Below are 13,338 nucleotides of genomic sequence, written 5' to 3'. Positions count from 1 at the left end.
CCGGCGGCACGGGGCCAGCACGGCTCCTAGCCTGAATTGGCCAGGAAAGCGCCGTTGCGATCGATGACCCTCCACGAAAAGCCGGCGGCCCGCTATTCGCTGGAGGACGACATCTACTCGTCGTCCGATCTCTCGGTCACCCTGCCCAAGACCCATTTCCCCCCGAAGGAACACAACCCGCGCGCCGTGTTTGCCGCGATTCGCGACGAGCTGATGCTGGATGGCAATTCCCGCCAGAACCTGGCCACCTTCTGCCAGACCTGGGTGGAGGACGAAGTGCACGCCCTGATGGATCTGTGCATCGACAAGAACATCGAGGACAAGGACGAATATCCCCAGACCGCTGAGATCGAAGCCCGCTGCGCCCGCATGGTGGCCGACCTCTGGCACGCCCCATCGATCAACGGCGCCATCGGCTGCTCCACCACCGGCTCCAGCGAGGCGGCCATGCTCGGGGGCCTGGCGATGAAGCGCCGCTGGGAGGCGGAGCGCCAACGGCAGGGGAAGCCCATCGACCGGCCCAACCTGGTGACCGGGCCGGTACAGATCTGCTGGCACAAGTTCTGCCGCTACTGGGACATTGAACACCGTGAAATCCCGATGCAGCCCGGTCAGCTGATCCTGTCCCCCGAAGCGGCCCTTCCGTACTGCGACGAGAACACCATCGGCGTGGTGCCCACCCTGGGGGTCACCTTCACCGGCCAGTACGAACCGGTGCAGGCGCTGGCGGCCGCCCTCGATGGCCTGGAGGCCCGCACTGGCCTGGACATCTCCATCCACGTGGACGCCGCCAGCGGCGGATTCCTGGCTCCCTTCTGCGCCCCTGATCTGGTGTGGGATTTCCGCCTGCCGCGGGTGCGCTCGATCAATGCCTCCGGCCACAAGTTCGGCCTGGCGCCCCTGGGGGTGGGCTGGGTGCTGTGGCGGCAGACCACCGATCTGCCCGAGGAGATGGTGTTCTGGGTGAACTACCTGGGCGGCAACATGCGCGACCTCACCCTCAATTTCTCGCGGCCGGGGGGCCAGGTGGTCTGCCAGTACTACAACTTTCTGCGCCTGGGCCGGGAGGGCTACCGCAAGGTGCATGCCGCCTGTTACGCCACGGCCCAGTACCTGGCTGTGGAAATCGGCAAGCTGGGGCCGTTCGAGATCATTTTCGGCGCTGATGATCAATCAGGCATCCCTGCCATCTGCTGGAAGATCCGAGAGGGAAGCGACGTCAACTTCAACCTCTACGCCCTCGCCGACCGCCTGCGGGTGCGCGGCTGGCAGGTGCCGGCCTACACCCTGCCGTCCCACTGCGAGGACATCACCGTGCAACGCATCCTGGTGCGCCACGGCGTCAGCCGGGACCTGGCTGATCTGCTGCTGGAGAACATCCGCCAGTCGCTCAATGGCTTCGCCAGCCACCCCAGCCAGAGCGCCCTCAGCGGCCCGGAGGTCTCGGGATTCCACCACTGATCGCCGTCCAGGCCGCCAGCACCTGGGCCACCGACCAGGCCTGGGCGATGCAGCCCCGCGGGGCATGGGGGGCGTCGCCATCGAAGATCTCGCTCAGGCTGCCCAGCCCCGCCATGTTCAGGTGATCGGCCATGGGCTCCAGGTACGAGAGCGCCAGGGCCGCATCGCCGTGCACAACGAAATGGGCCCGGGCGAAGGGCCCCAGCCACCAGGCCCACACCGTGCCCTGGTGGTAGGCCCCATCCCGGCGCTGGGCGTCGCCGCCGTAGTGGCCCCGGTAGTCGGGATCGGCCGGATCAAGCGTGCGCAGCCCGTGGCGCGTCAGCAGCCGCCGGCCGCAGAGCGCCAGCACGCTGGCGGCCTGAGCTGGGCTGAGTAGAGGCTCCGGCAACGCGAGGGCCAGCAGCTGGTTGGGCCGCAGCCGCTCATCGGGGCTTCCGGAGGGCCCGTCGATGACATCGCAGCAACAGCCCAGCCGCGGGTTCCAGAAGCGCTGGAAGCCCGCCGAGGCCCGATCCGCCAGGGCCTGCCAACGGCCGGGATCGGCCCCGGTGAGCCGGCAGAAGCCCGCCATGGTGCGCAGGGCGTTCACCCACAGGGCATTGACCTCCACCGCCTTGCCGTGGCGGGGGGTGATGGCCCGGTCGCGGGGCTTGGCATCCATCCAGGTGAGCTGGGTTTCCCCCTCCCCGGCGTTCAGCAGCCCATCGGCCGGATCCATGCGGATCCCGAACCAGGTGCCGGCCACGTGGTGCTCAAGAATCGTCTCCAGCCGAGGAAAGAGCTCCCGCACCAGGGCGTCGCTGCCGCTGGCCGCCCGGTGCTCCGCCAGGGCCTGGAAAAACCACAGCGTGGCGTCCACCGTGTTGTAGGCGCGTCGGTCCAGGGGCTGGTCGGCCCGGTCGGGGAAGCTGTTGGGGATCAGCCCGTGGCTGATGTGGGCCGCGTAAGTGCGCAGGATGCGCTCGGCCCAGCCGCAGCGGCCCGTCACCAGGGTGAGGCCCGCCAGGCTGATCATCGTGTCGCGGCCCCAGTCGTTGAACCAGGGGTAGCCGGCGATCAGCGAGGCCCCCAGCCGCTCACCAGCACGGCCGTCCATCGACCTCTCCACGACGAAGGCATCGGCGGCCAACACCAGCTGGCGGATCCAGGCCGGTGCCGACGGCGCCAGGATGGGATTGGCGGCCTGCCAGGAGCGCAGCAGAGCGTCCTCGTGGTCGCGGCGCTGCGCCAGGGCCTGTTCACCATCGAGGGTCGGCGCTTCCGTCGTGCTGGCCACGACGGTGATGCACGGGTGTTGCTCGCTGAGGGTGACGGTGAGCGTGGCCGCCCGCAGCTGCTCGGCCGTGCTCACCAGCCCCCGTTCGGCCTCCGCTGCCAGGGGGACGCCCTCCTCCCAGAGCGGTGGGTCCTCCAGGCACCAGTCGCCCCGGTCGCTGACCAGCACGAACGGCGCCGCCCCCAGCGGACGCACCGCCACGCCCCTTGGCAACGGCGCCAGGGCCAACGCGGGACGTTCGCCGCCGTGGTGCGAGCGGTGCTGCACAAAGGCCGTCAGGCGGAGTTCAAGCGGACCGCCGCGCACCAGCCGGTAGCTCGCATGGGTGGTGTTGGCCCCCTGGGCCATCCAGACCCGCTTCTCCAGCAGGGTCTCTCCCCAGGCGAAGCGCCAGCGGGGCACGCTGCCCTCAAGGGCAAAGGACACGATCTGCAGGGGCCCGCAGGCGCCCGAATCCCCATCCACCGACTCCTGCAGCTGGCTCACCAGCAGGGTGCGCTCCACCGGCGGTGAGAGGGCCGCGATCAGCAGGCCGTGGTAGCTGCGGCTCGGCACCCCCGACACCGTGCCCATGGCGTATCCGCCCAGGCCGTTGGTGACCAGCCACTCCCGCTCAGCCGACGGTGGTGGTGGCGGTGGTGAGGTTGGTATCGCCAATCTCCAAGAATCCTATAGCACTTACAAAAGCCTTGGAGAATGATCATAGTCCTGAAGTTCTTCATCTTGGAATACTTGGTTGGCTGCAAAGCACTCCTCAATCGATGGCAACGGAGACCGCGCCATCCCGTGGGTTCCAGCGGTTTCTCCTTGCTCAGGAACGATGACCTGTACGTCGGCTGGAAAGGGAAAGCGCGCTTTCCGTGCTAGGAAGGATTTTATCTGGTTAGATTCTGCTGATACTCAGCGCCAGCCATGGATACCCCCGTTTGAACGTTCTACTTGTTTACCCAGAATTCCCGAAGACATTTTGGAGCTACGAGAAGATTCTTGAGCTGGTGAACCGAAAGGTTCTGCTGCCGCCGCTCGGCTTGATCACCGTTGCCGCCATTCTGCCCCAGAACTGGACCTTCAAGCTGGCGGACGTCAATATCAGGCCGGTCTCGGAGCAGCAATGGCAGTGGGCTGATCTCGTGATCATGTCGGCAATGATCGTCCAGAAAGACGACATCATTCGCCAGATCAACCTGGCCAGGCACCATGGCAAGCCGGTGGCTGTCGGGGGACCCTACCCAAGCTCCACACCTGAAGAACTCGTGGCCGCTGGCGCCGATTACCTGATCCTCGATGAAGGGGAGATCACCCTGCCGCTGTTCGTGGAGGCCTGGAATCGGGGCGACAAAGGCGGCCGCTTCAGCTCCGAGGGCGTGAAACCGGATGTCACCGCCACCCCCATCCCCCGGTACGACCTGCTCGAGCTCAGTGCCTATGACTCGATGAGTGTGCAGTTCTCGCGCGGCTGTCCCTTCCAGTGCGAATTCTGCGACATCATCGTGCTCTACGGACGCAAACCCCGCACCAAGACGCCGGAACAACTCGTCAGCGAACTCAACCGCCTTTACGCCATCGGCTGGCGCGGTGGCGTGTTCATGGTGGATGACAACTTCATCGGCAACAGGCGCAACGTCAAGATGATGCTCACGGCCCTTGAGCAATGGCAGAGGGACCATGGGTATCCGTTCCGCTTCGATACAGAAGCCTCCCTTGATCTGGCTGATGATCAGGAGCTCATTGATCAGATGCTGGCCTGCAACTTTGCCGCCGTCTTCATGGGCATCGAGACCCCGGACACGGACAGTCTGGCGGCCACGATGAAATTCCAGAACATGCGCTCACCCCTGCTCGAATCGGTCGATAAGGTGACCCGATGCGGTCTGCGGGTGATCGCAGGATTCATCATCGGCTTCGATGGCGAAAAGGAAGGCGCCGGCCAGCGGATCGTCGCCTTCTCCGAGGCCGCTGGGATTCCCACAACCACCTTCGCCATGCTGCAGGCACTTCCCCATACGGCCCTATGGCACAGGCTGGAGAAGGAAGGACGACTGATTGACAAAGTCGGCAACATCAACCAGACCACCCTGATGAACTTCGTGCCGACCCGGCCGGTGGAAGGCATTGCCCAGGAGTATGTGGAAGCGTTCTGCCAGCTCTACGAACCGCATGCCTATCTCGATCGGGTGCATCGCTACTTCCTGAAACTCGGCCCACCCAGGGTGAGAAGCGCCTTCAAGCTTCCCGAGCTGGCGGTGCTCCGGGCGCTGCTGATCGTCTGCTGGCGCCAGGGCATCAAACGCTCCACCCGATGGGCCTTCTGGCACCACCTGATCCACATTCTCCGGGCCAACCCCAAGGTGACGGAGCAATACCTCGCTGTCTGCGCCCACAACGAGCATTTCATGGAGTATCGAGACATCGTGCGGCTGCAGATCGAAACGCAATTGGCCGCCTATGGCCGTGAACAGGAGCTGGCTCGGCTGGCACTGATGGATCGGCCGCGGATCGAGATCGCCACTGGCACATCGCCGTAAGGATCTGAACGGTCGGATGTCCTGTCGGTGGCACAAGGGTGGGGGGCTTACGCCGCCCGGTTGACCTTGTCGGGAACGCTCGTGCCCTCAAGGCCCAGCAGGCTGGCGGCGTAGCTGTGGGCCTCGCCGGAATCGCCGCCGGCCAGTTCCGCAAGCTCCGCCTGGCGCTCGCGAGTGTCCCGCAGGTGGGACACCCGCGTGTGGGTGAGGCCGGCCTCGACGCTCTTGCTGACCCGGAAGTGGTGCTGGGCCGCAGCGGCCACCAGGGGCTGGTGGGTGATGCAGAACACCTGGCGCTGCTCCGCCAGGCGCCGCAGCAGCTGGGCCATGGCACCGCTGACGCGGCCGCTCACGCCCGCATCGATCTCATCGAAGAGCAACGTGACATGGGGGTCGGCCGCCGCCAGGCAGGTTTTGAGGGCCAGCAGGAAGCGGCTCATCTCGCCACCCGAGGCCACCTCCGCCAGGGGCGCCGGCGGCTGGCCCGGATTGGCGGAAAACAGGAACTGGACCGCATCGGCCCCCTCCTCGCTGGGCTCGGCGGCGCTGAGGGCCACGGCAAAGCGCACGTTGGCCAGCCCCATGGGCCGCAGGGCCTCCATCAGCTGGTGCTCGAGGCCGCGGGCGGCGACGGTGCGGGCACGGGTGAGGGCGGCATTGGCCCGATCACGCCCCTGGCGGGCGGCGGCTTCGGCGGCCTCCAGGGCCGCCAGGGCCGCCTCAGCGTCCGCCCCGGCCAGCTGCTCGCGCAGGTTGTCGCGGCGGGCGATCAGTTCGGGCAAGGTCTGGCCGTGGCGGCGCTCCAGGGCCTTGAGCTGGGCCATGCGCTCCTGCAGCAGGGCCAGGCTCTCGGGGTCGCTCTCCAGCAGGGAGCCGTAGCGGTCGAGGTCGCGGGCGAGATCCTGCAGTCCGGCCAGGGCGTCAGCGCAAGCCCCGTGCAGGGCCACCACGCCGGCGTCGAGGGCGGCCATGGTCTGCAGCTCCTGGTCGCAGGCGGCCAGGTGATCCAGCACCGACGGGGCCGCCTCGGCCCCTTCCACCAGCCGGCCCATCAACGTCATCACGCCTTCCTGCAGCCGCACCGCATGGGCCAGCCTGTCCTGCTCACCCTGAAGACGCTGGCGCTCGGCGGGATCCTCCAGCGCGGCGGCCTCCAGCTCCGCCAGCAGCTCCTCCTGGCGGTCCCGCTCCAGGGCAAAACGCTCCCGGTCGGCACGGGCACGGGCCAGTGCTTCGGCCTCTCCCTTCCACGTCAGCCAGGCGCCGCGGCTGGCCTCGAGGGCCGGGGCCACACCATCACCGGCGAAGCGATCCAGCCAACGGCGCTGCTGGCCGGGGCGACCCAGCTGCTGGGTCTGGCCCTGGACGGTGAGGTCGAGCAGCAGGGGCCGAAGTTCCAGCACCTGGCTGCGGCCCACCACCACCCCGTTGAGCCGGTGGCGGCTGGTGAGCCGGCCCTCCTGGAGCCGCCAGTCGCGGCTGAGCACCAGCTCGCCCTCCTCGGCCTCCAGCTCCTGGCGCTCCAGCCAGTCGCGCACGGGGGGAGACAGGCTGAAGCAGGCCTCGATGCGACCCCGCTCGGCGCCGCGCCGCAGCAGGCGGGCCCCCTGGCTGCCCTGGGCACCGCCGAGCAGGGCATCGAGGGCATCGAGCAGGATCGACTTGCCGGCGCCGGTTTCGCCGGTGAGCACGGTGAACCCGGCCGAAAAGATCAGCTCCAGTCGCTCAATCAGGGCGATGTTCTCGAGGCGCAGACCCGTGAGCACCCAGGCCTCCGGCGAGCGATCGGTACGTGGCCCGACCGTAGCGGCTGTGACTTTCGTTTAGAAGGGGGTTTCGCCTGCCGGCGCCGCGGCGGTGCACCCAGCCATGGTTTCCTCCCCCCCAGCCCCCGCCGCGACCTCCGAGCGCCTGCCCGCCGAGGTCGAGATGGGTGACTTCCTGGAGGCGGCGGGCCTGCTCAGCTACGACCCGGCCGCCATCACCCGCCTCTACGCCGGCCACCCGATGCGTCTGGTGCGCCGGGTCTGGCAGACGCTTGTGCCGATCGGCCTCTACCTGCTGGTGGTGGGCGTCGACAAGGTCACCGGCCAGCTGGCCAACCCCGGCCGGGCCCGGCGGCGGGCCCGGGAGTGCGCCGAACTGCTGGTGGCCCTCGGCCCCGCCTTCATCAAGGCCGGCCAGGCCCTCTCGACCCGGCCCGACATCATTCCGCCGGTGCTGCTGGAGGAGCTGGCCCAGTTGCAGGACCAGTTGCCTGGCTTCGACAGTTCCCTGGCCATGGCCTGCATCGAGGAGGACCTGCAGGCCCCGGTGGAGTCGATCTTCGCGTCACTGGAGAAGGAACCGATCTCCGCCGCCTCCCTTGGCCAGGTGCACCGAGGCGTGCTGCTGACCGGCGAGAGGGTGGCGGTGAAGGTGCAGCGGCCCGGCCTGCGGGAGCAGATCACCCTCGACCTCTACATCGTCCGCAACATCGCCTCCTGGCTGAACCGGAATGTGGGGCTGATCAAGAGCGATCTGGTGGGGCTGATCGACGAACTCGGCAAGCGGGTGTTCGAGGAGATGGACTACATCAACGAGGCTTCCAACGCCGAAACCTTCGCCCGTCTGCACAGCCACAATCCCCGCATTGCCGTCCCAGCGATCTACCGCCAGGCCACCAGCCGCCGGGTGCTGACGATGGAGTGGATCGACGGCGTCAAGCTCACCAACCTCGAGGCGGTTCGCGCCCTCGGTGTCGACCCCGACCACATGGTGGAGGTGGGGGTGAACTGCAGCCTGCAGCAGTTGCTGGAGCATGGTTTCTTCCACGCCGATCCCCACCCCGGCAACCTGCTGGCCCTTGCCGACGGGCGCCTCGCCTACCTCGACTTCGGCATGATGAGCGAGGTGTCGCGGGAGGCGCGCACCGGCCTGATCCAGGCCGTGGTGCACCTGGTGAACCGCAATTTCGGCGCCCTCTCGAAAGACTTCGTGCAGCTCGGCTTCCTTGGCGAGGCGGTGGATCTCGAACCGATCGTGCCGGCCTTCGAAACCGTGTTCGGCCAGGCCCTGGAGATGGGTGTGAGCCGCATGGATTTCAAGGCGGTGACCGATGACCTCTCCGGCGTGATGTACCGGTTCCCCTTCCAGGTCCCCCCCTACTACGCCCTGATCATCCGCTCCCTGGTGACCCTCGAAGGCATTGCCCTGAGTGTTGACCCGGACTTCAAGATCCTCGGCGCCGCCTATCCCTACTTCGCCCGCCGTCTGATGGAGGATCCCGATCCCGAGCTGCGCCGCAGCCTGCGGGAGATGCTCTACGACGGCGATGAATTCCGCTGGCAGCGGCTCGAAAGCCTGGTGGCCAGTGCTTCGCTCCAGGAGCAGCTGGACCTGGAAGGCCTGCTCGACCAGGTGCTCGATTTCCTCTTCTCCCCCACCGGCGGCCTGCTGCGCCAGCAGCTCGTCGATGCGGTGGTGCAGCAGATGGATGCCCTGGCCTGGAACACCACCCTGCGCATCGGCCGGCGGCTGCCAAGCCGCTTCCTGCCGCCGGGGCTGCGCGCCCTTCCCCCCGCCCCGGCCACGACGCCGCTGATGGACCTCGAACCGATCCAGGAATTGCTGGCGATCCTGCGCGACCTGCCCGGCTTCGAGCCATCCCTGCTGCTGAAGCGCCTGCCGCGGGTGTTGGGGGAGCCGGATCTGCGCCGCATGGGTCTGCAGGTGGCCAAGGGTCTGGCGGAACGGGGCGTGGTGCACCTGCTGCGGGATGTGCTGGTGACCCGGGAGGTGCGCCAGGCCGCCGGAGTCACCGGGGCCTGAGATCCGTAGAGTCAGCGCAATACAAGGGAGACACGTGTGAACAAGCGGCGAAGGCTCGTGGCCGCTGTCCTGGGTCTGGGGCTGTGCTGGTCGACGCCGGCGGCGTTCGCAGCCCAGAACCTGGTGTTCACCAGCGGTGCCTTCCGCCGCTCAATCCCGGTCGCGGATCTGGAGCATCTGGCCACCACCGGCGAGGCCCGGGGCCTGCTGGCGGACGTACTGCGCCTGGGCCGCCAGGACCCCAAGGACGTCAGCAAGCTGCTGAATGAATCGGTGCGGCTGCCGATCGTTCTGATGAGCCGCCTGCTCAACACCCGCATCGGCGAGGCGATCCTGGCCCGCCTGGCGAGGATCCTGTTCCCCCTGAGGGCCCCAGCTGCCGGTGTGCCCGCCCTGCGCGCCGCCATGGTGCTGGGCACCTACGAGGGCAAGGGGTCGCTGTCGGCCATCACCTTCCTGCGCGCCTACCCGACCCAGGAACTGGAGGTGAGCATTCCAGCCCTGATGGCTGTGATCTCCAAGGCCTCCTCGATCAGCGAACTGGTGCGCTTCTTCTCGGAATCTCCCCTCGACGGTCTGCGGGGCAACGAGCCCCAGCCGGCCCCCACGGCGCCGGCCCCCCTGGCACCCGCCACCCCGGCGGCACCCACACCCGCCCCCTGACGCCCCAGACCGGAGCCTTACATTGACGTCAGCTTCGCCGCTGTCCGCTGTGCCCCTGCTACGAGCCCTGCGACGCCTGGGCCGGCAGCCCACCATGCAGGACTGGCCAGGGCTGATCGAGGCCTACCGCTCCTGGCTGCCCGTCAGTGACGCCACGCCGGTGGTGACCCTGCGGGAGGGGGCCACCCCCCTGATTCCGGCGCCGGTGATCGCCGAACGGGTGGGACGGGGCGTGAAGGTGTTCCTCAAGTACGACGGCCTCAACCCCACCGGCTCCTTCAAGGACCGGGGCATGACGATGGCCATCAGCAAAGCCAAGGAGGCGGGCTCGGAGGCGGTGATCTGCGCCAGCACCGGCAACACCTCGGCGGCGGCGGCGGCCTATGCCAGCCGGGGCGGCATGCGGGCCTTCGTGTTGATTCCGGATGGCTACGTGGCCCAGGGGAAGCTGGCCCAGGCCCTGCTCTACGGCGCCGAAGTGCTGGCGGTGCAGGGCAATTTCGACCGGGCCCTGGCGATCGTGCGGGATGTGGCCGACCGCTACCCGGTGACCCTGGTGAACTCGCTCAACCCCTACCGCCTGCAGGGGCAGAAAACGGCCGCCTTTGAGGTGATCGATGCCCTCGGCGAGGCCCCCGACTGGCTGTGCATCCCGGTGGGCAACGCCGGCAACATCAGCGCCTACTGGATGGGCTTCAAGGAGTACCGCCAGGCGGGCCACAGCACGGTCCTGCCGCGGATGATGGGCTTCCAGGCCGCCGGTTCGGCGCCGATGGTGCTGGGGCACACGGTGGAGCAGCCGGACACCATCGCCACGGCGATCCGAATCGGCAATCCGGTGAACAGGGAGAACGCCCTCAAGGTGCAGAAGGAGAGCAACGGCGATTTCATGGCTGTCACCGATGCCGAGATCATCGACGCCTACAAGCTGCTGGGCCAGGGGGAAGGCATCTTCTGCGAACCGGCCAGCGCCGCCTCGGTGGCGGGCCTGCTGAAGCGACGGGAGGAGGTGCCCGCCGGCGCCACGGTGGTGTGCGTGCTCACGGGCAATGGCCTCAAGGACCCGACGACGGCGATCGAGAACAACGACGCCACCTTCCACACGGGCATCGCCCCCGAAACCGAGACCGTGGCCAAGGTGATGGGCTTCTGAGCCGCCGCCTTTAGGCGTCTGCCGGTGGCCCAACCGTCTGGGGAAATCCTGGGAGTTTCCCCCCGTCCCGACGGGAGAGTCCGGGGCGGGGATACCCCCCTGGGCGGTCGGCAGATTCCCCAGGCCCGGGATTCGGGGGAAAAACCCTCAAAACGGCTCACTTGTTCGGCCCATTCCCCAGTCATCAATCCGAAAAAAGCCAGTGATACCAGAGGAAGACAACCTGTTTACCCGTTTTCCCCCGCCCCTACGACGACGGGCTGTTTTTGCTTTCTTCAATCCTTGATTGATCCTCTGAACAGTCGGGAGACCACCCGTTGCGCTTTGCCGCGCCCTGTGAAACCGTGGGGCCTCTAGAACGCCGTTCCGCCGTCGCCGGCACCCGCCATGAAGCTGGTCTGCTCCCAGGCTGAACTCAACGCCAGCCTGCAGCTGGTCAGCCGGGCAGTGGCAACGCGGCCCACCCACCCGGTGCTGGCCAACGTGCTGCTCACCGCCGATGCGGGCACCGGCCGCCTCAGCCTCACCGGGTTTGATCTCAGCCTCGGCATCCAGACAAGCCTGCCCGCCGCCGTTGAGACCAGCGGCGCCATCACCCTGCCGGCGAAGATGTTCGGCGAGATCGTGGCCAAGCTCGCCACCGACAGCCCGATCAGCCTCAGCTGCCCGGAAGGCGAGGAGCAGCTGGAGCTCACCAACCTCTCGGGCAGCTACCGCATGCGGGGCATGCCCGCCGATGACTATCCCGACCTGCCCCTGGCCCAGAGCGGCACCCCGATCCGCTTCCACGCCGAGGCCCTGGTGAAGGGGCTGAGGGCCACCCTGTTCGCCAGCAGCCCGGATGAGAACAAGCAGCTGCTGACCGGCGTGCACCTGCGGCTGGATGGCGAAGGCCTGGAATGCGCCGCCACCGATGGCCACCGTCTGGCCGTGCAACGCCTCTCCCATGCGGTGGAAGCCGCCGCCAGTCCCGATCCGGATGCCACCGGCGCCGAGGGGGCGGATTTCGCCGTCACGGTCCCGGCCCGGTCGTTGCGGGAGCTGGAGCGGATCCTCTCCGGCCGCGGCTCCCAGGAGCCCCTGAGCCTGTTCTGCGAGCGGGGCCAGGTGGTGGTGCTCTCCGCCGATCAGGTGCTCACCAGCCGCAGCCTCGATGGCACCTACCCCAACTACCGCCAGCTGATTCCGCCCGCGTTCCAGCGTCGCCTGGTGCTCGACCGTCGCGCCTTCATCGCCGCCCTGGAGCGGGTGGCCGTGCTGGCCGACCAGCACAACAACGTGGTCAAGATCAGCGCCGACCCCGCCGCCGGCACGGCCACGATCCGGGCCGACGCCCAGGACGTTGGCAGTGGCTCCGAATCGCTGGCGGCCACGATCGAGGGGGAGGCGATCGAGATCGCCTTCAACGTCCGCTACCTGCTGGATGGCCTCAAGGCCATGGCCTCCGACCAGGTGGTGCTGCAGTGCAATGCTGCCACCACCCCGGCCGTGCTGGCGCCGGTGGGGGCCGACGAGGCCTTCACCTACCTGGTGATGCCGGTCCAGATCCGCACCAGCTGAGCCCGTGGGTCTTCCCGAGCAGCTGCTGCTGAGCGACCTGCTGCGTCGGCAGGTGCGTTGTGATCAGGGCCTTGAGCGCGGCGCGGGGGTGCTGGCCTGGATGCATCCACCGGTGCATCGGCTGCTGGGTTGGGCCAGCCGGCCCTCGGCCTTCGCCCAGAAGCGGCTGGTCTGGCGGCTCGACCAGCTGCGGGGGCTGGGGGAGCAGGAGGTGTTCGTGAAGGGGGAGCCGGCGGAAACGGATGCAGCCAGCCTCGAACGGCTGCCGACCCTGATCGAGGCCGCCCTCACCGGTGCCGATGGCGTGCCCCTGGGGATGGTGGCCGATGCTGCCGTGGAGCTGCGCAGCGGCCGCATCCTGCACTATCTGGTGTCCCGCAGCGATCCGCGGTTGCCGGGCTCCAGTCGCTGGCGCCTGAGTCCCGACCGGATCGTCGACCAGCAGCCCGGCCGGGTGTTCACCGCCCTGCGGGGGCTGGATGATCTGCCGGTGGCCCGGGCCAGTGTGCGCCAGAAGCTGCTGCGCCGCTCCCAGCGCTGGAAGGAACAGGTGCAGCAGGTGGGCGGCCGGGTCGAGGAGCGGCTCGAGGGCTGGTTGGAGGAGCCCCCCTGGCCGGAGGCCTTGCGTGAGGAGATCCCCTGGCCCGAGCGCGACCCCCGCGATCGCTATCCGAATGATCTCTATCCCGACGAGCGCTACGCCAGCGACCGGGACGATCCCGACCCGCTCGAGGACTGGCCGGAGGAGGAGGAACAGGAAGATCCACCGGAACCGACCCGGCAAACGCCCCGCCAGCCGCCACTGGAGGAGCCGGCGCCCCGCCGCGATCGCTACCGGGGCCGGGAGCCCCGCGAAGCCGACGACCCCTGGATCTGATACTGGAGGG

Annotated in this window: 9 protein-coding genes; 7 read left to right on the top strand and 2 right to left on the bottom strand. The window is 68.1% G+C overall.

The window, feature by feature from the left end; all coding sequences use genetic code 11:
* Nucleotides 1-63 precede the first annotated feature (63 nt).
* Complete coding sequence (locus KBY95_RS07985; protein WP_254964432.1) at nucleotides 64-1,461, top strand: glutamate decarboxylase; 1,398 nt, start codon at nucleotides 64-66, stop codon at nucleotides 1,459-1,461.
* Here KBY95_RS07985 and KBY95_RS07980 read toward each other — a convergent pair.
* The gene (locus KBY95_RS07980; RefSeq protein WP_254964431.1) at nucleotides 1,427-3,397 is read right to left on the bottom strand and encodes an amylo-alpha-1,6-glucosidase; all 1,971 of its coding nucleotides are present in this window, start codon (nucleotides 3,395-3,397) and stop codon (nucleotides 1,427-1,429) included. The genes KBY95_RS07985 and KBY95_RS07980 overlap by 35 nt on opposite strands.
* Before the next feature lie 269 nt (nucleotides 3,398-3,666).
* Between KBY95_RS07980 and KBY95_RS07975 the strand changes: the two genes are divergently transcribed.
* Nucleotides 3,667-5,265: a B12-binding domain-containing radical SAM protein gene (locus tag KBY95_RS07975; protein ID WP_254964430.1), complete on the top strand. Its 1,599-nt coding sequence runs from the start codon at nucleotides 3,667-3,669 to the stop codon at nucleotides 5,263-5,265.
* Nucleotides 5,266-5,312: 47 nt separating this feature from the next.
* On the opposite strand, the gene recN is transcribed toward KBY95_RS07975, so the two are convergent.
* Nucleotides 5,313-7,031, bottom strand: a complete 1,719-nt coding sequence (recN, locus tag KBY95_RS07970; protein WP_254964429.1) for a DNA repair protein RecN — start codon at nucleotides 7,029-7,031, stop codon at nucleotides 5,313-5,315.
* A gap of 103 nt (nucleotides 7,032-7,134) precedes the next feature.
* Between recN and KBY95_RS07965 the strand changes: the two genes are divergently transcribed.
* The 5 genes from KBY95_RS07965 to KBY95_RS07945 all read left to right on the top strand — a co-directional run bounded on the left by KBY95_RS07965 (nucleotide 7,135) and on the right by KBY95_RS07945 (nucleotide 13,328).
* On the top strand, nucleotides 7,135-9,075 hold the full coding sequence (locus KBY95_RS07965; protein ID WP_254964428.1) for an AarF/ABC1/UbiB kinase family protein: 1,941 nt from the start codon (nucleotides 7,135-7,137) through the stop codon (nucleotides 9,073-9,075).
* A gap of 36 nt (nucleotides 9,076-9,111) precedes the next feature.
* On the top strand, nucleotides 9,112-9,738 hold the full coding sequence (locus KBY95_RS07960) for an alpha/beta hydrolase (protein WP_254964427.1): 627 nt from the start codon (nucleotides 9,112-9,114) through the stop codon (nucleotides 9,736-9,738).
* Nucleotides 9,739-9,832: 94 nt separating this feature from the next.
* Nucleotides 9,833-10,891 carry a threonine synthase gene (gene thrC, locus KBY95_RS07955; RefSeq protein ID WP_254964539.1) on the top strand — a complete coding sequence of 353 codons (1,059 nt, stop codon included), beginning with the start codon at nucleotides 9,833-9,835 and terminating at the stop codon, nucleotides 10,889-10,891.
* A gap of 387 nt (nucleotides 10,892-11,278) precedes the next feature.
* Nucleotides 11,279-12,451, top strand: a complete 1,173-nt coding sequence (dnaN, locus tag KBY95_RS07950; RefSeq protein ID WP_254964426.1) for a DNA polymerase III subunit beta — start codon at nucleotides 11,279-11,281, stop codon at nucleotides 12,449-12,451.
* A 4-nt stretch (nucleotides 12,452-12,455) separates the two neighbouring features.
* Complete coding sequence (locus KBY95_RS07945; protein WP_254964425.1) at nucleotides 12,456-13,328, top strand: RNA methyltransferase; 873 nt, start codon at nucleotides 12,456-12,458, stop codon at nucleotides 13,326-13,328.
* Nucleotides 13,329-13,338 lie beyond the last annotated feature (10 nt).

The organism is Cyanobium sp. Aljojuca 7A6 (assembly GCF_024346455.1).
In the GTDB taxonomy this organism is placed as follows: domain Bacteria; phylum Cyanobacteriota; class Cyanobacteriia; order PCC-6307; family Cyanobiaceae; genus Cyanobium.
This window is presented reverse-complemented; position numbering and strand designations above follow the sequence as displayed.